This window comes from Rossellomorea sp. y25 (assembly GCF_038049935.1).
Taxonomy (GTDB): Bacteria; Bacillota; Bacilli; order Bacillales; family Bacillaceae_B; genus Rossellomorea.
In genome coordinates this window covers 4,554,440-4,579,343 of the sequence record NZ_CP145886.1, presented here as the reverse complement: position 1 = coordinate 4,579,343, position 24,904 = coordinate 4,554,440, and the positions used below count along the sequence as shown (strand labels likewise).

The 24,904-nt window shown below is 40.1% G+C and carries 21 protein-coding genes; 16 read left to right on the top strand and 5 right to left on the bottom strand.

Going from position 1 to position 24,904, the window contains the following annotated elements; translation table 11 throughout:
- Nucleotides 1-131 precede the first annotated feature (131 nt).
- Complete coding sequence (locus tag AAEM60_RS22800; protein WP_299745450.1) at nucleotides 132-623, bottom strand: hypothetical protein; 492 nt, start codon at nucleotides 621-623, stop codon at nucleotides 132-134.
- A gap of 269 nt (nucleotides 624-892) precedes the next feature.
- Here AAEM60_RS22800 and AAEM60_RS22795 point away from each other — a divergent pair, with 269 nt between their 5' ends.
- The 9 genes from AAEM60_RS22795 (at nucleotide 893) to AAEM60_RS22755 (ending at nucleotide 7,442) form a co-directional block, all read left to right on the top strand.
- On the top strand, nucleotides 893-1,825 hold the full coding sequence (locus AAEM60_RS22795; RefSeq protein ID WP_341357211.1) for an FkbM family methyltransferase: 933 nt from the start codon (nucleotides 893-895) through the stop codon (nucleotides 1,823-1,825).
- Nucleotides 1,826-2,419: 594 nt separating this feature from the next.
- Nucleotides 2,420-2,770, top strand: a complete 351-nt coding sequence (locus tag AAEM60_RS22790; protein ID WP_299745444.1) for a DUF5082 family protein — start codon at nucleotides 2,420-2,422, stop codon at nucleotides 2,768-2,770.
- A 36-nt stretch (nucleotides 2,771-2,806) separates the two neighbouring features.
- Nucleotides 2,807-3,085, top strand: a complete 279-nt coding sequence (locus tag AAEM60_RS22785; RefSeq protein WP_341357210.1) for a YwqI/YxiC family protein — start codon at nucleotides 2,807-2,809, stop codon at nucleotides 3,083-3,085.
- Between the two features lie 14 nt (nucleotides 3,086-3,099).
- Nucleotides 3,100-4,542 (top strand): LXG domain-containing protein, encoded by a 1,443-nt coding sequence (locus AAEM60_RS22780; protein WP_341357209.1) that lies wholly within the window; start codon nucleotides 3,100-3,102, stop codon nucleotides 4,540-4,542.
- A 49-nt stretch (nucleotides 4,543-4,591) separates the two neighbouring features.
- Nucleotides 4,592-5,293: a hypothetical protein gene (locus AAEM60_RS22775; protein ID WP_299745436.1), complete on the top strand. Its 702-nt coding sequence runs from the start codon at nucleotides 4,592-4,594 to the stop codon at nucleotides 5,291-5,293.
- Nucleotides 5,294-5,307: 14 nt separating this feature from the next.
- A complete protein-coding gene (locus AAEM60_RS22770) occupies nucleotides 5,308-5,736 on the top strand; it encodes a hypothetical protein (protein WP_299745433.1) in 429 nt (142 codons plus the stop codon).
- Between the two features lie 305 nt (nucleotides 5,737-6,041).
- On the top strand, nucleotides 6,042-6,380 hold the full coding sequence (locus tag AAEM60_RS22765) for a hypothetical protein (protein WP_299745430.1): 339 nt from the start codon (nucleotides 6,042-6,044) through the stop codon (nucleotides 6,378-6,380).
- Between the two features lie 28 nt (nucleotides 6,381-6,408).
- Entirely contained in the window at nucleotides 6,409-7,203 is a 795-nt protein-coding gene (locus AAEM60_RS22760) for a hypothetical protein (RefSeq protein ID WP_299745427.1), read from the top strand.
- A 113-nt stretch (nucleotides 7,204-7,316) separates the two neighbouring features.
- Nucleotides 7,317-7,442 (top strand): hypothetical protein, encoded by a 126-nt coding sequence (locus AAEM60_RS22755; RefSeq protein ID WP_258549627.1) that lies wholly within the window; start codon nucleotides 7,317-7,319, stop codon nucleotides 7,440-7,442.
- A gap of 57 nt (nucleotides 7,443-7,499) precedes the next feature.
- On the opposite strand, the gene AAEM60_RS22750 is transcribed toward AAEM60_RS22755, so the two are convergent.
- The 4 genes from AAEM60_RS22750 to AAEM60_RS22735 form a co-directional block, all read right to left on the bottom strand.
- A complete protein-coding gene (locus tag AAEM60_RS22750) occupies nucleotides 7,500-9,446 on the bottom strand; it encodes an ABC transporter permease (RefSeq protein ID WP_341357208.1) in 1,947 nt (648 codons plus the stop codon).
- Nucleotides 9,436-10,197: an ABC transporter ATP-binding protein gene (locus AAEM60_RS22745; protein ID WP_299745417.1), complete on the bottom strand. Its 762-nt coding sequence runs from the start codon at nucleotides 10,195-10,197 to the stop codon at nucleotides 9,436-9,438. The genes AAEM60_RS22750 and AAEM60_RS22745 overlap by 11 nt, the downstream gene beginning before the upstream one ends.
- A gap of 100 nt (nucleotides 10,198-10,297) precedes the next feature.
- Nucleotides 10,298-11,302: a sensor histidine kinase gene (locus tag AAEM60_RS22740; protein WP_299745414.1), complete on the bottom strand. Its 1,005-nt coding sequence runs from the start codon at nucleotides 11,300-11,302 to the stop codon at nucleotides 10,298-10,300.
- Entirely contained in the window at nucleotides 11,299-11,988 is a 690-nt protein-coding gene (locus AAEM60_RS22735; RefSeq protein WP_299745411.1) for a response regulator transcription factor, read from the bottom strand. Before AAEM60_RS22735 ends, AAEM60_RS22740 begins: the two co-directional genes overlap by 4 nt.
- A gap of 615 nt (nucleotides 11,989-12,603) precedes the next feature.
- Between AAEM60_RS22735 and AAEM60_RS22730 the strand changes: the two genes are divergently transcribed.
- The 7 genes from AAEM60_RS22730 to nhaC all read left to right on the top strand — a co-directional run bounded on the left by AAEM60_RS22730 (nucleotide 12,604) and on the right by nhaC (nucleotide 24,901).
- Complete coding sequence (locus AAEM60_RS22730; protein WP_173107938.1) at nucleotides 12,604-12,897, top strand: WXG100 family type VII secretion target; 294 nt, start codon at nucleotides 12,604-12,606, stop codon at nucleotides 12,895-12,897.
- A 78-nt stretch (nucleotides 12,898-12,975) separates the two neighbouring features.
- The gene (locus AAEM60_RS22725; protein WP_299745401.1) at nucleotides 12,976-13,215 is read left to right on the top strand and encodes an EsaB/YukD family protein; all 240 of its coding nucleotides are present in this window, start codon (nucleotides 12,976-12,978) and stop codon (nucleotides 13,213-13,215) included.
- Between the two features lie 14 nt (nucleotides 13,216-13,229).
- The gene (gene essB, locus AAEM60_RS22720; RefSeq protein ID WP_299745398.1) at nucleotides 13,230-14,531 is read left to right on the top strand and encodes a type VII secretion protein EssB; all 1,302 of its coding nucleotides are present in this window, start codon (nucleotides 13,230-13,232) and stop codon (nucleotides 14,529-14,531) included.
- A 26-nt stretch (nucleotides 14,532-14,557) separates the two neighbouring features.
- Complete coding sequence (gene essC, locus AAEM60_RS22715) at nucleotides 14,558-19,024, top strand: type VII secretion protein EssC (protein WP_341357207.1); 4,467 nt, start codon at nucleotides 14,558-14,560, stop codon at nucleotides 19,022-19,024.
- Complete coding sequence (gene esaA, locus AAEM60_RS22710; protein ID WP_341357206.1) at nucleotides 19,021-22,017, top strand: type VII secretion protein EsaA; 2,997 nt, start codon at nucleotides 19,021-19,023, stop codon at nucleotides 22,015-22,017. The genes essC and esaA overlap by 4 nt, the downstream gene beginning before the upstream one ends.
- Nucleotides 22,007-22,489 carry a type VII secretion protein EssA gene (essA, locus tag AAEM60_RS22705; RefSeq protein ID WP_341357205.1) on the top strand — a complete coding sequence of 161 codons (483 nt, stop codon included), beginning with the start codon at nucleotides 22,007-22,009 and terminating at the stop codon, nucleotides 22,487-22,489. Before esaA ends, essA begins: the two co-directional genes overlap by 11 nt.
- Nucleotides 22,490-23,479: 990 nt before the next feature.
- Complete coding sequence (gene nhaC / locus AAEM60_RS22700; protein ID WP_299745386.1) at nucleotides 23,480-24,901, top strand: Na+/H+ antiporter NhaC; 1,422 nt, start codon at nucleotides 23,480-23,482, stop codon at nucleotides 24,899-24,901.
- Nucleotides 24,902-24,904: the final 3 nt, after the last annotated feature.

Genomic DNA, 24,904 nt, shown 5'->3' with positions numbered 1-24,904 from the left:
GCAATTTAATAGTTAAAAGATAGGTAGTGTTGTCAAAACCTAAACTATTGTGCCGTTTTATAAACAAAGCCCGAAATCAAAGATGATTCCGCGCAATATTGATAGGATATGCAAGCTTTCGTAAATCGCCACTAACACCACACAATGATCCTGTAAGGTGTGGTTTGAGCGGGTATACTCATCGTGCTGGGGCCATAAATCACAATAAGGTTTCGATTGGCAGGGTATCTTGAAAAAGATTGTCCGTTGGTTAATACAATTTGAGTGTAGGGGGATAGATTTACTCTTAACATGCCATCGCTGCTCTCCAACTGTGAGTTGAAATAGTCTACCTTCACATTTTGTGAAGGGTTATCTTTTACCATGACAAGAGCGCGGTATTGTGGTGGATAAATAAGGGGAACAGGTGCATTCACGTCATAATAGCCGGTTACCCTGTCCCCTGCTGCCACCATGACATGGTCCACAAAGTAGGTGGTTGGTGACACGACAAAATTCACCGAACCACCTGATCCGTCGTCTACAGATATTAATTTATAACAGCCTTCCCCTTCACCATTTTGTCCTGTCACAAAATCACTGATCATGGTGATGGTACCGTAGAAAGAATTAAAATTTATCATGCGAATCCTCCATTCATAATGAATTGAGTGGTCCGGCATTCAAGCTTAATGAATCATGTCTTCCCTGCGAAATTTCGAACCAAGTCATTGAAAATCCATATCCATTAACACAATATAGTTTTAAAGTAAGGAGATTATCCCGAATAGTGAAAAATAATTTCTTTCTCCTTTTGTAAAGATTTCATGAAGAAAGCCCCGGTATAAAGGATTTTCCATTGCCATCTAAGAATGAATACTGTAAACCAGGTTTCTTAAAAGGGGTGTCAAACATGAAGTGGAATACTGCTATTCGAAAGCCTTTTCTTATGCGGGTATGGGAAAACTATCCGAAGACTTGGAAATTTATCATTGATGTAGGCATTTTAGTAAAGTACAAAACGTTGAATATTAAAAAGCTGCCTAAAACATTAACACTGCCCAGTTCCACGGTTCTATATATAGATTCCGAGGAAAATCGCGGAAGGGCGCTGCTGATCAGCAATGGGGTGACCCAAAAACGGCTGGCTCGATTCTGGTCCGCTGCAGTGAAGAAAATGAAGCCCGACCTGGTGATAGATGTAGGCGTGAATTATGGGGAGTGTATCTTCTCTATTCAGTATTCACCTGAAACCAGGATAATAGGCGTTGAAGCGAACAGCCGCTTATTACCGTTTATTGAACAATCCAAAGAAGTTCACCCTAACCGGTCACAAATAGCAATCTATAACGCAATCGCCTCGGATAAAGACAATGAAGAAACGGTTTTCTTTGTTGACCGGCATTGGTCAGGTACTTCGTCAGCCACTTATAAACCTTCTCATAAGTTATTAGAAAAAGTACCTGTCCAGTCCATCACCATTGATACCATTTGCAGTGATCAAACCTATGAAACAGTCCTTTTTAAGGTGGACGTTGAAGGATATGAAGCGTTTGTATTAAGAGGGATGACTAACTTATTCAAAACTAGTAAGTCAATTCTTGGCTTTATTGAGTTCAATAGCGAGTACATTGAAAAGCTGGGTATCAATGTAGATGCGTTTCTCCTGTTTCTACAAACGTACTTTACAATCTACGTATATAAGAAAGACCATAGTCTGGTAAAGGCAGACCATTATAACCATATGGACCTGAAAAATTTATTTGGAACAGATTATATTCATACTGATTTTTTATTAATGAGTGATGAATCCTATATCGAACGAATGCATCTGGACAAAGTGTGAAGTTCCATCTCATCCTGGGGTGGATTTCTTCATTCACGATAGGATAGGTGATAACCCACCCTGAATTGAATTTGGAAGCACCAAAATAAATCCGTCTCGATTCGAGGCGGATTTATTTTGATACCACTCATATCATAAAACGTACTCGCTTCTTCTCTCGACACTCCAAACAACATACTCTCATGGAACGGATCTACAATATTCGAGAACATGATGACGGCTAATCCGAACTTCCGGTTCAGCCAGGAATGCTTTACAGTTACTTGTTGTATTCGATCTTGGTGGGGAACGAATGATTCTTATCCCTTCCTTAAAAATACGCTTTTGTAAAGGGATTTTCATTTTCTTGGAAAATACCTACTAATAAATAGGTTTCAATCTACAGAAAATGTGCTACTTAACAAGTAGTTCATATTGTTCATTGTTCAACGAAAATGGAAGCAAATAAAAGAAATAGGTAATATGAATCACGATTACATACGTTAAAAATAAACAGATTCTATCATTCTGACCCAATTTCATCCGTGTTATAGTTAAAAAGATTGGAAAAATTTAATAAATAAGAGTAATAGAAATCGAGTGAGGTGAACGTTCTTGTCTTTATTTTATTACTACGGGTTGTTGAGGGAAAAGCGGGAGCACCTTCAAAGACTTCAGGAATGTCAAAGCAAACTTCAAGGGAACAAACAGGAATTTGCAAGTTATCGGGAATCCATTACTAATCCTGAATTATCAGCATTCACCTGGCAAGGATCGCTTGCAAATAAATTTGATGAAATAAGACTTGAAGGAATGCTTCATTACTTTACAGACATTGAACATAACCAGTTTAGTGAAGTGTTCTCCATGCTGAGCAGTAAGATGCAAACCATACGAAGTGAAATCCAGGCGATTGAACATACCATTCTCAGGTTGGAATCTGAGGCAGAAGCAAAAGCCGAATAGATTGAAATGCATTGAATAGAGCGGGAGGTAGCTTGTATGGGTAATGAAATCAGGGTAGTACATGGTGAGATAGACCAACACCTTTCAAAGATGAAATCCTCTGCAGAGTCTCTTCAACCGGATGTACCTAAAAACATTGGTCATGAAAATCATCTTGAAGTGGTAACAAAATTGAACGAGTTAAACCAGAGCATGGAACAGATGGTACAGAGTTATAAAGAACTGCTTATCAGAAATGAAGAACTGACACGACAAGCTGTCCAGGATATGGCGGATGCCGACCAGGAACTGTCTTCACATATCAAAGCCAGGTAAGGAGAGAAATTGGGATGAAAACACTGGATGTCATGTCTTTGGAGTCAGGATTAGAACAAGTCCTTCGAAAGGTAAACCAGCAAAAAGAACAGATGATTGAAATCGAATCAGCCATAAATGACTTTATTTCTCAAGATGCCTCTTTCAAAGGAAAAGCGGGGCAATCGATACGGGCTTTCTACCAGGATTCCCATCAATCCTTCCTGGAGTTCTACCAGCAAATGGTGACGGCATATGAGTCGACCCTGGAAGCCATTAAAAATGAACTACAAGGGTTGGAGCCGGCACAAAATGGATATATACAGGAAAACTTTTTGCAGCACGATATGGAAAATGGATTAAATAGGGGTAGGGATATGGTCATGGACTTAACAACTGAGTCCAATGAGACGATTCAAAGTGTTCAAGATATCGTCTCATTACCAAGAATACAGGACGATTTTTTCCTTCAACAGGTTCACATTGCGAGGCAGCAAAAAGATCAAACCGTCGAAAAACTCCACCAGTTTGATCAAAGTCAGTCTGCTAAGCTAGAGCCAATCCAACAAGATGTCCACAAGATGAACCAATACATTCACCAAATTCAAGGTCTCTTCTCCAACGGGAAAATCTCAATCGATACGTATCAGCCCAATAGCTGTTACAACCCTCAATATATGTCCGAGAGCGGGTCGACAAACCCTTATTTCGAGCTGACCAACAATCCCCGATTTGTCGAGAATGGGGTTGAAGCGGCTGATACCGTAAATGGACTGCAGCCTGAATGGGACCCGACACCGACGTTGGGAGTCAATTTTGATCAGTGGCGAGAGCAGCCGATTAATGCCGCGACGAATTTGGGTATTGCGACTGCTGCCGGTTATGGCGCTGCGAAGAGTGTGAATTTAGCCAGAAAAGGTTTTGGTGTGACGAAAAACAGTTATACTACCTCACAGGGCAAGGATAGAGTAAGGTTAAAAGTAGATAAACCGGAATTATATAAAATTAATAAAAGAAACTACTCAGGTACCAATGCGACAAATTATACAAAACTTTATAAATTAGTGGACCCCATGACCAGTGTCAAAGAGTCATTTAAGTGGGCTGGAAACAGAATCGGTTACATAGGTGTGGGAACAACTGTTGTGGGTGATATCGTCCACGGGGTTCAGCATAAACAATCAGGGAGTGAAATTGCCGGTAATGTAACGGGAGATGTAGCAATAGCAGGTGCTTCTATTGCAGCATCTGCCATGGCAGGTGCCAAATTTGGAGCTATGGCAGGCGTAGCATTTGGTGGTCCGGTTGGGGTTGCCGTCGGAGCAGTAGTGGGTGCTGGAATAGGAATTCTAGTAACGACAGCTCTTTCAGATGTTAAATTTATGGATGTTGATGGTGATGGCGAGAGTGATTCAATTGGAGATGCAATTAAAAAAGGGACCACAAGTATCATTGATAAAGTTGGATCTTGGTTTTAAACTCAATTAATTCAATATGATTGGTCTTATGTTAAAAAGAGGTGTTTATTTGAAGAAAGCTAAAATAGATGAGATTACATTATCTTATTTAAGATTTCAGAATCCAAAAGAAAATAGGGGGAATATAATCGTTTTCTTTCTCATATTTTTGGATTTCATTGGAGTCATTTTTCTATTAGGCGAACCAATGATTCCCTTGATCTTTTGGTCAGGAATCATTCCAGTCATCCTAATACACTTATGGGCCATTCCAATTATTATTGCTCCATATAAATTTGAACACTCATACTATCTATTTTTTGGAGTTTATGGTGTTATTAATACCTTTGTTTACTTTTTAGTCATTCAAAAACTTATTTATAATACTTTTCAAGTTGAAGGAATGGTACCTGCATTCATGGGTTTGGTAATCTGTGTTTCTCTACTTGTAGTCTTGAATTGGATTAACATACGTTCACTATATTCCGGTACATACTCACGTCTTCAAAAAGGAGAAAAGTCCTTAAATCTTTCGCCGATAGCTGCTGCCTCAGGTATAGGCTACGTATTAGCCCAATTTATACTATCTTCCTTTTTTGTAGAGTCGATGAAAACACTTATTATTATAGGGGTTTTTTCGTTACTCTCTATAGCTACAGCTTTCTTTTCAACGAGTATTCACAAATTTTTCTTTATTAAAAGAAACATGGAAAAGGTAAAGCAAGTTTATCCTGAATTTGGATTACCTAAAAAGCTAAGAAAAAACACATAGAGGGGATGAAGACTATGTTCCTAAAAAAGAAAAAAGAAGAAAATCGTTTCTGTATCGCTATTTTCACAGAAAAAGAAATGAGTGATGAAGATTATGACTACCAATCAAACAAAATCTTGGATGCAACAGAAGAAAATGTGGTGGTTGTGACAGAGATTGAACCGCAAAATGAAATGGTCGAGGAGTTAAAGAATGCTTTTCCTAACACTAAGATAGAAGTGCCAAGTTACGGCGTCTACAAGTTTGACTCTGAAAAATTAGATGAAGAAACAAAAAAGATGGAGAAGAGGAACAAGTGGAAAAAGTTCTTTAACAACATCCATCCTGATGAGTACCTTATCGTTGAACATAAAGTAATGTACGATATCAACCAGGTTTTATATTATACGACAGATATTAACAAGGTCATATCATATATTCATGAAAATAAAAAAACAGGTTAAAGGGAACACAGAAGAAACGTCATCGGATTTTTATTAATTTTAATGGACTTTGTAGGATTATTGCCGCTCCTGAGTATTCCCTTTTTTGCCCCGCTATTTTGGGTAGCTCTTATTCCGATAATATGTATCCATATTTGGGCTCTTTTATATATAATTGCCCCTTATAAATTCGAAAAGTCTTATTACTTGTATCTTGGTGTTTTGGAATTGTAAATACGTTTGTGTATTTTCTGGTGATTCAGAAGTTCTTATATAGGCATGTTGGTGTTGAAGGTAGCAGTTATTTTGTAATAGGGATACTATTAATGCTTTTTCTACTGGTTTCAATACAAATTATTAACGCAAAAATGCTATATTCAGGGACGTATACTAAACTTCAAAATGGAGAATCAAAGTTTAATGTATCTTTAATAATAGCCGCTTCAAGTTTTGGATATATTATTGCGCAATTTCTGATGTCGTATTTGGTTACTGATTCTGCCTATATGATTGTTATGATCACAGCTTACTCGGTCATATCCATTGTAACGGCTTATTTATCAACTTATATCCATCGCTTTATTTTCATTAAAAAGAACTACGAAAAAGTTATAAAGAGTTATCCTGATTTCGGAAAACCGAAAACATCGAGGAAATTCGGTTAAGACATAGGTTTATAAAGGGGGACTACAATTGTCTAATTGGATAGTGACCAGCAAGGACTTATATTTACTGGTAAAGATGTTAGGCGGGAAAGTACTGATAGGAATAACAAATCCATTTCCTCATTATCAAGAGGATGAATTAGAAAAAGAATGGGAAAAGATGTTCAAAAAGCTTAATAAGATGGGGCTGGTGGATTATATCCAAGGAGAATTAAAATTCGAGGATCAATTTATCGAAGCCATGTGGGTACTGGCAAGAAGCAATTTAGTTGCAGAAATCGTAACAGATCATCAGGAACAAAGTGTTTTTTATTTTAGTGATGATCGGGTCATTGAATGCCTGAAAGAGAATGAGTTGGGCTATAAGGTGATTAATCACCCAGCCCCCGACTATACAATAAAACAAATTATTCTTCCCCGAATGCTGATGGGTATTGAAAATCGATCTGTTCGATTAAATGATCCCCTGTATATAATCCCAAGTGATTATCTACTCTACTGTGAACGTCAAACCTTAATCAACCTGAACCAGATAGCGATTAATAATAATGTAGATTCGGATAGTTTACTAGTAAAGCATTTTAATAGATCAATACAAAGAAAGATTCATACGAATCGATTAATGATGTTCTACAGAAATAAATTTGATTGGAATATTGAAGGTGTTCATGTCCTATCATCCCCCTCTTTTAATTGGACGTTAAGAATGGTGAGTAAAGACGGTATTGAGTGGTTGGAAGCTCAGCAAGCAACGGGCGAAAAATTAGTAAGGGAGATCGTTGGGGTATTGGATAGAGTAAAGGAAAATGATTTAGTAAATTAACATCCCCCCTTCTGGCGAAATGGGTCTTTCAATGAATGAACATATCAAGATGGAAGTAAAGAATAAATTTCACGTGCATGTCCATAATAACCGTGAAGACAGGAGGTGTGGACATGCCAAATCAAAACGATAACAAACTAAAAAAGATTCAATCTGAAAGCTTCAAACAAGGGAAATCCCAAGAAGAATACGCTGCGGAACTTGAAATGAATAAGATGAAAAGCCAGAAAAGGAAGTAACGTTGAACTACATAAAAGAGCCATCCCGGTATCATACCAAGGGATGGCTCTTTCCGTTTACAGCGATGCTTTTATCACTTTTTTATAATACAGGACTGATAATATGCCAAAGATCGAGTATAACACCGTATATAACCCCATCACGATGATCATCGGAGTCCAAACCTCTGCACCGAACAGGAACCACCCGGATTGAACCGCGAAGTAACTGTGCAGCAGACCGGTGAGGAGTGGGATCCCGAAGCTGAAAAGCTGCTTGGCTTGAATGCCTCTCAATAAGTCACCCTGAGTGAAGCCCAGTTTTCTTAAAATCGTATAGTTCGGTTTCTCATCTTCACTTTCGTCCATTTGCTTAAAGTACAGGATGCATCCGGATGTGATCAGGAAGGTGAGACCCAGGAACCCGACGATGAACATGATGAGTCCGATATTTTGTTTCTGTTCGGCTTTCATATCATACTGTGAGTCGTTTGCCCATCCTTCGTCGAGTTTTAACTCATGAAAGAGGTCGTTTGCTTTCAAGATATCTTTTTCTTGTTCAATCGTCACCCCGATGTAAAGGGAGGATTCTCTCTGTATTGCAGGATCTAAATCATTCTTCAAGCGTTTGAATACAGTGTCATCCACGATCACGACAGGTGAACCACCCGCTGTAAAATACCATGAAATCGGGTAGTCATCACGCATTCCCAAGTACTTGAGCTTGGTGACCTCCGTTTTTCCTTTCAGCTCCGTCATTCCTGAATCATGTAAGGGAATGACCTTTTGAAGTAAGTCGCTATAGCCTGTAAAGACCGTTTCGTCTTCTTTTACTTCGACGCCTTCAACGTTTTTCTCGCTGATGACCGAGTTCGGCATGGCATCCAATGAACCGTTCAGTTCGCCAAATTCAGAGTCTGTAATGCCTTTCAGGTTGACCAACACTTCAATGACTTCGATTTCTTCCTTCTTGAATTCAATGCCATTATCCAGTAGGGCTTCTTTAAAGTGTTGGAAGTCTTGTGTATTTGTAAATGAAAAATCGGTCGGAACATTATTTTGAGCTGTTTTTTCAGCCGAATAATAGCCGATATAGCTCAGGGACAATAATGCTATAGCCAGTGCCGATACCGTCGTGATGATCGTCAGCAATAAAGCGTTCGATTTCATCCGGAACATGATGGATGAAAGGGACAGAACTTCATTGATATTCAGATATCCATCTTTCTTCTTTCGTATCATGTTAAAAATAAAGCTCACGGATCCCTTATAAAACAGGTAAGTACCGAGAATGACCGAGCCAAGGATGAAGAGCATGGCTCCAAACAGCTGAGGCATGGTCGTGAAGTCCCCGCCAAACAATTTGGAAGACACATAGTACCCCGAGGCAATCAGGATCATCCCGAGGATCCCGAGGATGATTTCAACCTTGGACATTCTTTTCACTTTAGTTTCCGTTGATGAACGGACTCTGAACAGTGATAGTATGCTTTGCCTTTTAATAAAGACAAAGTTCATCAGCATGATCAGCAGGTAGATCGCGCAGAAAACAAGGATGGTCTGGATAAGTGCCTGGGTTGAGAAGTGGAGTGTGGCAATCGCCTCGACTCCGGTTATTTTGAATAAGATCATGATGATCAATTTTGAGAAGGAGAATCCGATCAAAATGCCGAGTATCAATGACCCGAAATAAAGGATGAAGTTCTCCACGCTCAAAATGCGGAAGATTTTATTTTTTGTCATTCCTATTAATTGAAATAGGCCAATTTCTTTACTTCTTCTCTTAATGAAGAGAGTGTTGGCATATAAAAGAAAGATCGAGACGATTGCCACAAGTAGTACGGAAGCGGCACGAACAGCTGCGCCGCCTTTAATGGATCCCTTCGTTGCATCCATGGATGGATCATACTGCAGGGTGACAAAGGCAAAATAAAGCGCGACACTAAAGACCAGAGCAAATACATAAAGATAATAATTCTTGAGGTTCTTCTTCAGATTTCTGAAGATGAGCGTATTAATGTTCATTTTGCACCCCGCCAAGCACCCCTTGGGTTTTCATGATGTCCTTGAAGAAGTGCTGTCTTTGCTGCTCGCCTTTCGTTAATTGTGTATAGATCTGCCCATCCTTGATAAAGATGACCCGGCTGCAGTAGCTGGCTGCAACGGGATCATGTGTGACCATGACGATCGTGGCTTTCAGCTTTTGATTTAACTCACTCAGCTTGTTCAAAAGATCAGAGGCTGACTTTGAGTCGAGTGCACCTGTTGGCTCGTCGGCAAAAATGATGCTTGGTTCATGGATGAATGCCCGAGCTGCTGATGTACGTTGTTTTTGTCCGCCTGAAATTTCGTTCGGGTACTTATCTTTTAATTCTAGAATCCCAAGCTCCGAAGCAAGATCATTGAATTTCTGATCGGCTTCCTTTTTAGGTGTCTTGGTGATGGATAAAGGCAGAAGAATGTTCTCTTTCACTGTCAATGTGTCGAGCAGGTTGTAATCCTGAAAGATAAAGCCAAGGTGATTCTTTCGGAACTCGGCGAGCTGCTTCTCTTTCATCATCGTCATTTCATTGCTTTCAATTTTAATCGAACCTTCGCTCACTTTGTCGATGGAGGAAAGGACGTTTAAGAGAGTGGTTTTCCCCGAACCCGATGCCCCCATGATACTGACGAATTCTCCTTTTTGGATCGACAGGTCGATTCCCTTTAAGACTTCCTGTTTATTGAATTTATTGCCGTAGCTTTTATGAAGTTTTGTTGCTTCTAATATCGTCATCGTGAAAAACTCCTTTGATTTGATACTCTCATTATAAAAAGCAGGAAGATTCTTTTCCTTTTATTATCCGAACAAAACAGAAAAGCATGTGACATTATTGTCACACGCCGGTAAGATGGACGAAATCATTTTTCTTTGGAAAGGTGAGGGTTACCTTGGTTCCTTCACCCCTTTTGGACTCTACACTTATGGAAATCAGCAATTGCCCCGAGACTTTTTTGGTTAAATATAAGCCCATGCCTGTGGATGCATGATCATTGTGATCGGTCGTAGATGTAAATCCTTTGTCAAAAATCCTCGGCAAGTCCTTTGGGTCAATTCCCCTGCCAAAATCCTGAAACGTGAGCGTCGTATTATCATCCTGTTGCCCGCTTTTAATGATTATATCTTCACTTGTGCTATATTTCACAGCATTGGTCAGGAGCTGCCTGATCATAAAGGCAAGCCACTTGGCATCACTTAGCACTTCTTTTGTTTCCAATCGAATATCAAATCCAATTCCTTTCTGTATGCACCAGGATTGTAACATTTTAATTTCCTGGAAAATCACTGTTTCGAGATCGGTTTTCTCAATATAAAGATCATTTTCCATAAAAGCCATGCGCTTATGATGTAATTGTTGATCCAAAAGGAGATGGATACGCAGCCATTCGTACTTTAATGGAGCTTTTAACGGTTCGTTTCCCATTCGTTCTATCATTAAATGCATGGCAGTTAAAGGAGTTTTCACTTCATGAATCCAAGATAGGAGTTCATCTTTTTCCTGTTCAAACATCATCTTGTTCTTGGAAGCGGCATGTCTTAGGAGGTTCGCTTGTGTGTTTAGAGCATCCGAAACAATTTCTTCAAATGGAGTTTCAGGTACGCCCACCCCAGTAATATTGAGGTTGTGATCCCAATCGTTTAAACGTCTATAGAAACTCGTTTCCTTGTGATAGCGAACAATAATGAAACAAATAAAAAATAGAGTGGATAAAAAGATCATATACAGGATTGGCTGTAGTGGAATCGCTGTATCAATATAAGCGACAAAGATAAATAATAGCTGAAGAGTCAAGAAAAAAAGAATCCAGCTTTTTCTTTCCCATAAATATGTAAAAATCATACGGTTTCCTCTTCAAAAGCCATATACCCCTGGCCGACTTTGGTTTCGATAAATCCACCCAGCCCGATTTCTTCGAGGCGCTTTCGAAGACGATTCACATTGACAGTTAACGTGTTATCGCTGATAAAACGTTTATCATCCCACAAGCTGTTAATCAAGTTATCTCTGCTTACAATCTTATTCTTCTGTTCAATAAGGAGTTTCAGAATAAACATTTCATTTTTAGTCAATTCGATGGAACCCTTCTCATTCGACACCGTGTTGCGTTCATAATCCACGGTAGCCCCGCACCACGTCTTCAAGCTGATCAGGTCGGTATTGTAGTTGTACACCCTTCGAAGAGTCGCCTGTACCTTTGCAACCAGCACATCGAAGTGAAAAGGCTTCTGTATGAAGTCATCTGCCCCAAGCTGCATGGACATCACCATATCAGTTGGATGATCCCTGGATGACAGGAACAGTATCGGCACATTCGAATGAGACCGGATCATCCGGCACCAGTGGAAGCCGTCAAACTTAGGTAATTGAATATCAATGATCACGAGATCGGGCTTAACCTCAGAGAACTCTTGCATCACTTTGTTGAAATCCGTGATTCCATGTACATCATAGGACCATTGGGTAAGCCGATCCTTGATCTCGTTAAAAAGGGTTGAATCATCTTCGATAAGTAATAATTTGAACATTTAAGTCACCACGCTATCTTACTATTTACATAAATTGTATAGGAAAAAGAGATTGTTTGCCAGAAGCCGAAAGCATGAAAGAGCCGGGAGAGAAACACAAAGTCTCCTATCAGAGGCTGGCCAAAACTTAGACATCTTGTGAAAACGGGTTAACCGTTATTATGGAACTTGTCTATATCATTTTCAAAAGCAAGAAATTGGTTTATGAAAGTAAAAATTAGGATATATAGTAAGTAATTATTACTAATAATCGTAATGTTGAATACCTCCATCACTTTTTCATAACGACTGTTGACTCATGTACGGACAAGGGTATGTGACGGAATCTGCTTCGTTCTATCGACCTAATGGAGAAGGAGTTACTTTATACCAATTGACCCAATTCAATATATTCCTGTAGTTATATAGTTTTCTTTTTTCTGTAAAAATTGTGTTTATATAGATATTTATAATAGTATGATATTGGAAGTGTGTGAACATTTGTAAAAAACAGGAAAAATTCTCATATCTTCAAGAAAAGAGTTACATAATGTCATAGGTTTGCTTCTTATTTGGGTACTCTGATTTGATATAGATGATTACCACCAACAATTTCATTTAAGGGAGAGGAATTACATGTCAGGAATTATTCGTGTTACCCCAGCTGAATTGATTAGTATGTCTAACCGTTACACTGGCGAAAGCAGCCAGGTCGGAGAACAAATCTCACGCCTGGATAATATGATTTCAGAATTGGAAGGTATGTGGGAAGGGGAATCAAGCCGTGCGTTTGCTGAGCAATATCAAACACTGCGTCCTTCATTCCTGCAAATGCAGCAGCTGCTTGAAGACATCTCAATGCAATTGACTAGCACTGCTAAGTCTCTTGAAGATGCAGATGCTCAAATTGCCAATCAAATTCGTGGATAAGTATATCCCCATCCATTTTAAACATGAAGGAGCGCTTATCATTATGTGGCGCTCCTTCCTTATGAGGTGAACCCGGACATGTATATTGAAATCACCATTGATTTAGAGCGATATGATAATAAGTGCTTTGATCTCAGGTTATCAAACTATCATACCGTAAAAAAACTGATTGAACTTGTGTGGCAGTCACAGAAGCTTACAGCTGAACCTAGAGAAGGCTATTGGATTCGAATTGTGAATAGAAGACAAGTGATTCCTGGTCACACACGGTTGATTGATGCAGGAATTCATTCTGGAGATCGAATTGAAATTTTATAAAGGAGACCAATGGAATGACACAAAAAAGTGGATCATACCTACAAGAAAAGCTGGAAGCCGTTGTACATAGAAAAGAAAAAAGAATGACTTTGATCTTTCAAAAAGAAAAGATCAAGTTGGACGAAATAGCGGAAATTCACTTTCTGAAGAACATTAACCCGGCCATACAAAAAGAAATCACGATGGAAAATGATGAATTATGCATCGTGAATACCATACCTGACTCCTTCTCTTTTTATCCCCAATTAAAGGCGAATGAGAAGGAACGGTTGATGTCTGCCTATCAACTGGTACAAAATGTACGAAATCATACCTTGTCGCGCCTGCATCTCATTATTTGCCCGGACAATATTGTGTTTGACCAAGGATTGACTCCACACTTCATCCATTATGGTGTTAAGGAGAGCCTGCCGCCATATGAAAAAAATGCGGATCTGTTGTTAAAGCAGACAAAAGCTACGGTAGCAGCTATTGTGGATCGCCAACATACGTTTGATGATTACTTTAAATTCAGTGAGACGTTAAAATTGTCACCAATGACTAAAGATATCTTAGAAGCCGAAAGCATTGAAGATGTCGGAGAAGTGTTAAACCGCTATATTAAAGAAGCCAAAAAGTCTGATACCCTCCTCATGACTGTTAGTAAGAAAAAGTGGAAGATAAACCGGTATGTACTGCTGGGAGTGTCATTACTATTGATACCAGCACTTATTTATTCAATTTATTCTTTTTTCTTTATGTTTCCAAAGCAGGAAAGGGTAGTAGCGGCCCAAGAGAGTTTTCTCCTTAATAAATATAGTGATGTGGTAACAGAGCTTCAGCCTTATGAGATCGATGAAATCCCGAAGGTCACTCAATATCAACTTGCACTCTCCTATATCATTAACGAATCCTTAACGGAAGACCAAAAAGAGAATGTACGTAACACCGTCTCTCTTCAATCGGACCCGCTTTATTATGAGTACTGGATCAATATCGGAAGAGGAAAGGCTAAGGAAGCATTGGAAACAGCCAGGTTCTTGGAGGACCGGGATTTAATTCTGTTTGGACTTTTAAAGTACCGTGAGCAAGTCAAGGCAGACGGAGATCTTGATAGCGAGGAAAGACAGCAGGAATTAGATGACATTGAAAGTGAAATATCTGAATACGAGGAAGAAATGAAAGCATTGGAAAATGAACAGCCGTCTCAACCGGCACAAACAACGGATGATCCGCAACAATCTGAAGAGAAAAAGACACCTGAACAAAAACCGGAGGCTACTGATGGAGAGAATTCCACGTCTCCAGCTGAAGCTGATAATAAGAAAGAATCCTGACTAACAAACTAACTGGGGGTGAGCATATGTATGCCCTATGGCTATTTCACGATCACTACTATCAGTCGATCATGATTGAAGATGAAAATAAAAAAATCACTTTAGGTCCGCGACTGGAAGATACGATCACGATTTTGTCGTTGCCTCCGTCTGCCAAGTCCATTCTAGTGGAGCATTCCGGCGATGCTTTCAGGCTTTATCAAGACGGAAAAGAAGTGAGGGTTCTTGAACCAGGTCGCACAGAATCCTTTCTTGCAGGTGATAAGGAATTACAGATGATGGTCACGCCATTTTCAACAAAGTCAAAAATCTATTATATCGGTCATAAGGAAGAAATCAGTATATCTACTGAACAAACCGATGCCACCATTTATTATAAGAAAAAGGATCCCATTCAAAACTGCCATTGGTATAAAAACGGCGATGGTGCATGGGTAATGGATGCCGATGAGGCGTCGTCTCTTTATCTGAACGGACACCTGGTTACTGGAAAACATGAGCTTGAGGTTGGAGACATTTTATTTTCTCCTTTTTTAACTATTACCCTATTAGAAGACGATTTAATCGAGATACATAGTATCGATGACTATCAAACTGAATTAATGGAATCTACACGTCCTACCTCAGAAATGCAGAAGAAATACCCGAATTATCGGAGAACGCCACGAATGATTTATGACCTTCCTGATGAAAAGGTTCAATTGTCCTTTCCGAGTCAGGAATCGAGCGATACAAACCGGAGTCTGTGGTTGATCATTCTTCCCCCATTGATGATGCTAATCGTCATGGCCATAGTAGCACTCGTGATTCCACGTGGGATTTTCATTATTATCTCAATGGTGATGTTTACTACCACTTTAGTAACATCCACCGTTCAATTCTTTAAAGATAAGAGCAATAGAAAGAAATCCAAGGAACGAAGGAAGCGTATCTACACTCATTATTTAGAGAGTAAGAGAAAAGAACTTCAGGAGCTTGCCGAGAAACAGGCAGACGTTCTGCAATTCCACTTTCCTGCTTATGAAAGAATGAAGTATCTGACAGATCAGCTTTCCGATCGCCTTTGGGAAAGGACCCTTGAAAGCCCGGACTTTCTTCAGTTTAGATTAGGAAGTGGGAAAGTACCTGCAAGCTACAGTATTTCAGTGAATTCTTCCGATATGTCGAACCGTGAAATGGATGAGTTATTAGAGGAGTCCCAGAAGTTAGAGATGGTCTATCGTGAGATTGATCACTTACCTGTAACAGCTGATCTACATAAAGGGGCCATTGGGTTAATCGGTAAGGAATCCGTCTATAAAAATGAGATTCACCAGCTAATCGGGCAATTGGCTTTCTTTCATAGTTACCATGATGTCAGGTTCGTCTATATTTTTCATGAGGAAGAGTATGAGGACTGGGAGTGGATGAAGTGGTTGCCACACTTTCAATTACCTCAGTCATTTGCTAAAGGATTCATTTATAACGAGAAAACCAGGGATCAAATCCTTTCTTCCATTTACGAGGTCCTTCGGGAAAGAGATATCGAAGAGGACTCAGATAAAGTGCGTTTTTCACCACATTACGTTTTTATCATTACAAACCATCAGTTGATCTCCGACCATGTGATTCTGCAATACCTTGAAGGTGAGTATTCTCACTTGGAAATGTCCGTCATTTTCGCTGCAGAAGCGAAGGAGAGCTTGTCTGATAATATTCATACCCTCGTCCGTTATATCAATGACAAGCAAGGGGACATTCTGATTCAGAATAAAAAAGCGGTTAAGATTCCATTCGAAATGGATGAATACAAGCATGAAGGCAATGAGCAGTATGCAAGAACCTTGAAGACGCTTAATCATCAAATCGGTATGACAAACTCGATTCCTTCAAGTGTTTCCTTTCTGGATATGCTTCGAGTGAGAGATGTTGATCAGCTGCCTATTCAAGAGAACTGGCTATCCAGAGAATCGGCTAAATCGTTAGCTGTTCCCGTTGGTTTGAAAGGAAAGGAAGATATCGTCGAGCTGAATTTGCATGAAAAGGCTCATGGACCCCATGGACTACTTGCCGGAACAACCGGTTCAGGGAAGAGCGAGTTTTTACAAACGTATATTCTTTCTTTAGCGGTTCATTTCCATCCTCACGAAGTAGCCTTCTTATTAATTGACTACAAGGGTGGAGGAATGGCTCAGCCATTTAAGAGTATCCCACATTTATTAGGAACGATAACGAATATTGAAGGAAGTAAGAATTTCAGTACGAGAGCCCTTGCTTCCATCAAGAGTGAGTTGAAGCGCAGGCAGCGCCTATTCGATCGTTACGAAGTGAATCATATCAACGACTACACACGCCTTTACAAGCAAGGAAAAACGGAAGAGCCTCTTCCTCATTTATTCTTAATATCAGATGAGTTTGCTGAACTTAAGAGTGAAGAGCCAGAATTCATTAAAGAACTTGTAAGTGCGGCCCGTATCGGTCGAAGCCTGGGAGTTCATCTTATCCTGGCAACTCAGAAGCCTGGAGGAGTCATTGATAATCAGATATGGAGTAATGCCCGTTTCCGAGTCGCCCTGAAAGTTCAGAATACGGAGGACAGTCGTGAAATCCTTAAGAATGGGGATGCAGCCTCGTTGACTGTAACAGGAAGAGGATATTTACAGGTGGGAAATAATGAGGTGTATGACCTGTTTCAATCAGCCTGGAGTGGAGCTCCTTATCAGGAGGAATCCTTTGAATCAGAGGATGAAGTGGCGATTGTGACGGATCTGGGGTTGATTCCTTTATCGGAAGTATCGACTAATCCAAGCAATCAGAAGGAATTGATCAGTGAAATTGACGCTGTTGTCGATCGAATTGAAGAGTTACAGAAACAAATGAATGTGATAAAGCTTTCCAGTCCATGGCTCCCTCCTCTGGCTAATCGTTTGTACCGTACATCATTTGCCCAGAGAGAGGAGAATAAGATCTTACTTTCTATGATTGATGAACCTGAGAAACAGAGTCAGACTCCGTACCATTATGAGGTGGTTGAGGACGGGAATGTCGGTGTCTTTGGTTCTTCGGGATATGGGAAGACCCAAACGCTTATTACCTTATTGATGGGGATGGCCACTCAGTTTACACCTGAGGAAGTTCATTATTATCTTCTCGACTTTGGAAACGGTGGCTTACTGCCTTTAAAGCAGCTTCCACATACTGCAGACTACTTCCTGATAGACGAAGAAAGGAAAATCGAGAAATTCATTTCCATATTGGATGATGAATTAGCTCGCAGAAAACAACTTTTCCAAAAGAAAGAAGTAAGTTCAATAAAGATGTATAACACCATCAGTGAAGAAAAGCTGCCTCTCCTTTTTGTAACCATCGACAATTTTGATCTGGTTAAGGAAGAGATGCAAGAACTTGAAGCGCAAATTAATCAGTTTGCAAGGGACGGACAGTCATTGGGAGTGTACATGTACTTTACAGCGACCCGCGTTAATTCTGTCCGACAATCTTTAATGAATAACCTTAAAACCAAAATCGTCCACTATTTGATGGATAGCTCAGAGGCATACACGATGCTTGGACGATTGCCTTTTACCCCGGAAGCCATTCCAGGCAGAGCGATTGTTAAGAAGGATACAGCTTTCTTTTCTCAAGTATTCCTTCCAACCGAAGGGAAGGACGATTATGAGCAGTTGAACCTTCTAAAAGAAGAAATTCATTTATTGAAGGAAAAGTATAAGGGATCAATGTCACCAGATCCAGTGCCTATGCTGCCGACAGAGTTGACGATGGTCAACTTTACCCAGTATACCGATTCAGGAAGAAAAGAAGGACTGCTACCGGTTGGCTTAGATGAAGAACTAGTTAAGCCCGTGTATGTAAACTTCAAGAAGACAAAGCATTGTCTGGTATTGGGACAGGCCCAAAAAGGAAAAACGAACGTACTGAAGGTTTTAGCCAATACAGCGTTATTGCAGGATAGTGAACATATAGCGATATTCGATTCCATCGACAGGGGATTATCCCACTTGATGAAAGAAGAAAATGTTGTCTATATGGAAAACAAAGAACATATCACAATGTGGCTTACCCGTGTAGAAGAATTATTTAGTTTAAGAGAAGAGCAATATAACCTGTCCATACAAAAGGGAAGTTCACTTCCATCCTTCTCGCCTGTCTTCCTCATGGTTGATGGATATGGAAGGTTCCTGCAGAATCTGGATGCATTGCTTCAAGACAGAATCGTTAAAAGTATGAAAAATTATAGCCATTTAGGCTTCTGCATGATTGTTTCCGGAAATAACAGCGAATTAACTAAGGGATATGATGCTTTAACAGTTGAGATGAAACAGATTCGACAAGCTCTAGTGTTAATGAAGAAATCCGAACAAACCTTGTTCACGCTCAGCTACGATCGAAGAGAAGCCGAAATCCAACCAGGGTTTGGTTATTATGTAGAAAACGGTAAAGAAACAAAAATTCAAATACCACTTATGGTAACGGAAAGGAAAGTACACGCATGACAGAGAAAGTAAGCCTATTTAAACTTTTATTAGCCGTCATGATGATTCTTGCCACTCCCCTTCTTTTCTTCCGTTCAGTTGGTGAAAATCCTCTGAAGGTGAAAGAAAACGCTACTCAGGCCATTGCCATTGTAAATGAAGACGCAGGAACAAAAGTGGATGGAGAGCCTTTGGCATTTGGGGGAGACGTGACGTCGATACTTGAAGATCAATCGACATTTGAGTGGACGGTCGTAGGAAGAAGTGCAGGAGAAAACGGTCTTCAGAGTTCTAAATATGATGCCGTTGTGTATATTCCTTCCGACTTCTCTGATAAAGTCATGACGTATGATGAAGAAAGACCGGAAAAAACAAATCTGAATTATAAAGTCCAATCGCAACTAAATGCTGTAAACAAGGAAAAGGTTCTATTGGAAATTGAAAAGGCTACAAAAAGGGTCAATCATAAGATGTCCTCTCTTTATTGGAATTACGTCTCTGCAGACATGGAAAATATCCGTGCTGAATTCGATGAAATTTTACAGAAAGAGCAGGCTTTCCAGGAAACGATGTTAGCGTTCTACAAACCCAGCTCAAAAGATCTGGCCGGACAAATTCAACAACAGACATCGATGCTATCGAATCTGCAAAACTCGATTCAGCAGGCAGATAGCCGGGCACCGCAGCAGCAAAATACGCTGGAATCCTTTGAACAAAGTCTTTCCAGTTTTGTTGAATATGTCAATCAATATAGAGAATATCAGGATAATCAAAAGCAATTACTTGCCGATATCCAAGCTCAATCCGTTCAGATGATCAATGAATCAACTGAAAATCAGCAGCCGCGCTATTTAAAAACCAAATCACTATTCTCGGAAGAAAGTGATGCCTTAACGGCAGGATTGACTCAGTTGAATAGCAATATGGATACAAATCAACAGGTATTTACTGATTTACAGCAGCGCAGGTTTGAAGAAGTGGGGAGACAAGTAGAAGACTTCTATTCCTTTCAGGAGAGAGTGTTGAATTTCTATCAGCAATTACAAGACACTACGACGTTAAATAACCTGCAAGGAAGTATTTTTGAACTTAACAATAAGCTGGCTGAAGGAGACGGGGAGATCTTCAATCCACCTGCTCCTCCTGAAATTCCTGGGCCGCAAAAAGACGGAGAGGAACCTGACCCTCAACAGGTCGTCATTTCTTCTCAGGAAGGTGAGCACGAACCGGGGGGGCCAAACGACCCACCACCTGCTCCTCCGAATTTAAATCCGGAAATAAATGAACTGAATGCCATTTCAACAGAAATCGATGCGTTGAAAGAAACACTCACTAATTTAACAGAACCAACACCTGAAGCTATAACGGAAGCTGTGACGAATATTCAAACAATCAATGATCGTATCCTACAGGTTCGAACGCAGCTGCAAGGAAAAAATAATAGCTCAGAAAACCCTCTTCAGGCTGAAGTGGATAGACTATTGGGAGAAGTATCAAGACTTCTTGAAGATAATCAGACATTGATTGATAAAATCGATGAATTGACCAAGCAGGTTGAAACCCTTACAACTGAAAATCAAGAACTTAAAGATCAGATAACGACATTGACTGAGACGAATGAAGCTTTGATAAACCAATTGGAGATGTTCTCAGACAATATTGCGAATATCGTTGCCGAAATCGAGGATAAAGAAAGTTCCATCCTGAACTCAGCCGCTTTATCTGAAAATAGAAGAAACACCTTATATGGCTATTTTTCTCGCGGGATTAATAACTATAAGCTGATGGATCTTCTACAATATTACTCTTACCTGGATCGGTATGAAGCGACTCTTAACGGTATGTTAACGGAGAATGGAGTAAAAGCGGCCGTACTTCAGGATGAAGAGCTGAAAAATGAGGTAAATGAGATTCTGAAAGTAAGTCAGACTGAACAAGCGGAGTGGGAACAATTAAATACAGGGTTGCCGAATACAGAGGACGCTCTCAACACACTTCAAGACTCATTTACCGTCTTTGCGGCAGAATACAATCAAACCCTTGATGACCAGCAATCACAGCTTACAGAGAGCCTGAATGCGATTAATCAAGAAGCAACAAACGTATTGAATCGAATCCAACAGCCGGAGCAAACGGCTCCAATGCCTGTATCAGGGGCAGCTGGCCCTGATTTAGTGGGGAACCAGAAACAAATTGGAAGTGAAATCAAGTCTATCCATTCCTTCCTGGATACAGTGAGTGAAAGCCAAAATACAATCGTATCCTATACCAACGAGCTTCAATCGAATGTTTCCAATGTTCAAAGTGATGCGGATACACTGAATAATAAGTGGGCAACAAATGTAGCTTCCACTCAATTAATCCGTGATGATGTGTTTAGTGTACTGGGGAATGCGTTCGTTGACGGACAATCCAATGGATATGTGTATGATTTCTTGACGAACCCCCTTAATGTAAACGGAGATGTTCCGGAAGAGAAGAAAGCAAGTGCTCTGCCTCCGGTCGTTATTTTGTTTATTATCTTGTTATCCAGCTTGCTTATCGGATACACAAGTTATTACTTCCAAAATGCTCCTCTCTGGATTCAAGGAGTGATTTTCCTTCTACTGAATTTAATTGTAGGGTTTGTCATTAGTCTGTATGGATTAGATATCTATCCATTGGTGGAATCCCGTTCAGTCGAGTGGACGATCTTTACCATTCTCCTTCTACTAGCGGGTTCAGGACTAATCCGGGTTGCTTTTGTCACACATCGTTTGTTAGGATGGTTTGTTTCGGTAGGAATCATCGCCCTGTTTGTTACACCGTTACTTGCATTAACTACGCCTAATTTTAATTTCAAGGATCCTATGTCCACCGTTTATATGTCGATTCAATATGGGTCAGACTCATTATTCAATCAAGCGGTCATTGTATTAGGCTTAGTCGTTATTGCATTAACTGTTGCTCAGGTTTTATTGGATAAACGCTCTAATCGAATCAAAGATGAGGGAACGGAAGCGTATGAGGGGTAAAGTACTTGTTCAACTGACTCTGGTTGTCAGCATGATCATGATGTTTTCACAGCCTATACTTGCGAATACTGACATAAATGACTTAATCCCGAACGACTATCAGAAAAATAAATTCAAAAAGAATAGTGACCTCATCCATGATCAATCATCAACAAATCAAAAGATACAAATTCCTGAAGAACAGAAAAGCCTGACGTTTGAAGGGAATTCAAATAACGGATTAAATGAATTGAAAGAAAAGATATTTCAAAGTGAAGAAAAAGATACAAATACGATAAAAGCTAAAGCCGAAAACCTGAAACTGTTTAGTCAATCCGGATCAGCAAAGTTAGGGAGCCTCGAAGAAGGAAGTTCATCATCTTCTTCCCTCTCTCTTTTGATTGTTGTATTTGTAGGCATTTGTGTGTTCCTACTCATCGTTGTTATTGTCATTTGGAATAGAACGGCTCAGGGTAAACAAAGTTTGAGGTAAGAAAAAGAAGAGGGTCCGTTTGAAACGGCACCCTCTTCTACTATAAATGAACCTTCATGGGAAGTATGAATAAGGTTATTGCCAAGATATATCACTCTGAGGACGCTCAGGAGTCCATTTGCTACGTCGAAACAGGCATGGTAAAGGGTAAGTGGTTGGACAGGTAAAGAAGCCTAAATAAAGCAATCTGGCGAAAGGTTTCTACATAAATACTTTATCTCTAGTAAACGTATGCCTAATCTCACTATACTGTACAATAAGATTACTAGAAAACCTTGGCACAAGGGTGTGTCGGGGTTTTCTTTTTTGTTCGCTCTTTTCGCAAAGATTGTTGCTTTTTAACATAAGCACTGTTAAGGCTCTGTCAATTAGTGAGTGCTGGATGGTGAGGGGAACTTCTCCGCTTGCAGCTAGCGTTCGGCCGAGGCTCCTCAGCTTAGCCGAACGGGGTCTCGGCACGCCCGTACTTCCGCAGGAGTCTGCGCAGTTTCCCTCACCATCTTTTACGGGTTTTTTGTGACAGAGCTTCAAGTTGTGCTAGAAAACAAAATTACTTGAAAGATACTTCCTTAAGACAAACAATCTCTCCTTAACTTAAATGAGATTATTTGCTAGAAAGCTACTTTTAATTGTTTTTGATTAAGGATACATGCTCAGAAAGTTGATTGGAGCGGAAGGATGATCGACTCCTGCGGGAATAGCTGGACAGGTGAGACCCCGGAGGCTCACCGACAGCCCCGCGGAAAGCGAGCATCCTGGAGTGGAAATCAACTAGTACTTTCTCTTCTACATTCTTCTACAATAGCAACAAACTTTACGAAAAGAGCCTTTTTGTTCAATCCTCAAGGAAAATTCAATACCAGGGTTGTAAGCGGTAACAAAAATTAAATTGACTCACTTTGTTTCTCCGTATATCATTATTTTAATAGCGTCTATTTAACGACTATTTAGAACTGTCAAAAAAATAAAAGGGGTATAGGGGGAACAAACATGAAAAAAGAAATGCCGTTTTGGATGGCCATTATCCCGCTCAGTGTCATGATCGTGGTCATGTTCGTCACGATTGTCGTTCTTGAGCAGGGTCCGCATATTCCATTAATCATTGGAACAACGGTAGCAGCCATAGTAGCCTGGCGGGCAGGTTATACGTGGAATGAAATTGAAGATTCTATGTATAAAGGAATACGCCTTGCCCTGCCGGCAGTAGTCATCATCATGCTTGTTGGACTGACTATTGGTGCCTGGATCGGTGGAGGGATCGTGGCTACGATGATTTATTATGGTTTGAAAATCATTACACCATCCCTCTTCTTAGTTTCCATCACGGTTATATGCGCTGTTGTCGCACTGGCGATTGGCAGCTCATGGTCAACAATGGGGACAATTGGAGTTGCAGGTATGGGAATCGGTATAAGTATGGGAATTCCAGCACCTATGATTGCCGGAGCGATCATTTCCGGCGCCTATTTTGGGGACAAGATGTCACCGCTTTCTGATACCACGAACCTTGCTTCTGGATTAACGAATACAAATTTATTTGTACATATTCGTCATATGCTCTATACAACGGTTCCGGGATTACTCATTGCCCTTATTGTTTATGCCATTCTGGGAAGAAATTTCGGTTCAAATAAAATTGATACAAACGATATTGAACAAACAATCAACGTGCTTCAGGATAGCTTTGTGATTTCACCGTTTTTGTTATTGATTCCATTAATGGTCATTATTCTAGTGGCTAAAAAGGTACCTGCCATTCCAGCTCTGGTAGTGGGGATTCTACTTGGACTTTTATCCCAGGTATTCATCCAAAGTGGATCATTTTCTGATGCATTTGCTGCCTTACAAAGCGGCTTCGTCATTGATTCAGGTAATTCAATGGTGGACGATCTTTTTAATCGGGGTGGACTGGATTCAATGATGTATACGGTTTCCATGACCATTGTAGCGATGACCTTTGGAGGGATATTGGAGCATACAGGAATGCTGCAATCCATTGTGAACCAGATTTTAAAGGTGGCCAAATCAGCGAAAGGATTGGTGGCATCCACCGTTGTTTCTTGTTTTGCAACAAATGCCACCTGTTCAGAACAGTATATTTCCATTGTTGTTCCTTCAAGAATGTATGCTAAAGCATATGAGGAAAAGGGTTTGCACTCGAAGAATTTATCCAGGGCACTTGAAGATGGAGGAACCTTAACCTCTGTCTTTATACCATGGAATACATGTGGAGTGTTTATATTTGGTACATTAGGCGTTCATGCCTTTGAATATGCCCCTTATGCCGTGTTGAACTTTGTAGTGCCTTTACTATCCATTGCATACGCGCTAACCGGTTTTACGATTACAAAACTTTCGAAATCTGAATTAGTGAACACCAAAGATGAAGATGAAATGACCTTAAACTCGTAAGTA